Genomic DNA, 936 nt, shown 5'->3' on the forward strand with positions numbered 1-936 from the left:
GCTTCAGATCGGCGTTCGACAGGCCATCAAGATCCGGGGCCGGTGACATGCAGGGGATTGAATCAGAATTGTCGCTGCGCCGGAACCCCGACCCGCCAGCTCAGCCCGGACTTTTGCCAATGTTACGATTTCCTGTCGCCCGAGGCGCTTGGCGGATTGTCCGTCGAGGAGCGGATGCGGATGTGGCAGGGCGCCTTCACGCAGCCGAATCTGCAGGCAAGGCTTCTTGTCGCTGAAACGGGTGAGGGCAAGATCGTCGGCTTCGCATGCGGTGGGCCGATCCGGCGCGAGGGCGTCGACGTTCTCGGCACCGACACCGAGATCTTCGCGATCTATCTGCTCGACAAGGTCAAGCGCCGGGGCGTCGGCCGCCGGCTCATGCGCGGTGTTCTCGATCACCTCGCTGCCCAGGGCTTCCGTTCTGTAGGTCTCTGGGTGTTGAAGGAGAACCTCCCGGCCCGTCGCTTCTACGAGGCGTTGGGCGGAACGCCTGGGGCCGAGCAATCCTTCGACCTGCGCGGCCACATGGTTGTCGAGGTCGCCTATCGCTTCGAGCTGACGCCGCTGCTTTAGGGACGCCGTCGCCGCCATGTCATCCCGGTGGTCAGCAGGCCGGGATGGGAATCGGTCCGGAGCCTCGGCGCTATGGATGCTCTTCCCCTGCGAGGGCTTTCTCCTTCTCCGGCCGGGCATGACACTGTCCCCGTTCATACTGTCCTTGGTCACACTCTCCTTTGTCCTGCTCCCCGTCCTGGCCGTCCCCGGGCTCGATCCGGGGATCGGTCCGGGCCATCCCGCTTTCAGACCCCTCGCCCTCATCCTGAGGAGCAGCCGTGAGGCTGCGTCTCGAAGGAGGGTCCGGAAGAGCCCTGAACTCCTCCTTCGAGACGCCGCTTGTCGCGGCTCCTCAGGATGAGGCCGAGCGAGACGGTCGGG

The 936-nt window shown here is 65.2% G+C and carries 1 protein-coding gene; it reads left to right on the top strand.

Features of this window, described 5'->3' with window-relative positions:
- Positions 1 to 57: 57 nt before the first annotated feature.
- Positions 58 to 573 (top strand): GNAT family N-acetyltransferase, encoded by a 516-nt coding sequence (locus tag FS320_RS44205; RefSeq protein ID WP_152718759.1) that lies wholly within the window; start codon positions 58 to 60, stop codon positions 571 to 573.
- Positions 574 to 936: the final 363 nt, after the last annotated feature.

The sequence above is a fragment of the Microvirga tunisiensis genome (assembly GCF_009296175.1).
Lineage (GTDB): Bacteria > Pseudomonadota > Alphaproteobacteria > Rhizobiales > Beijerinckiaceae > Microvirga > Microvirga tunisiensis.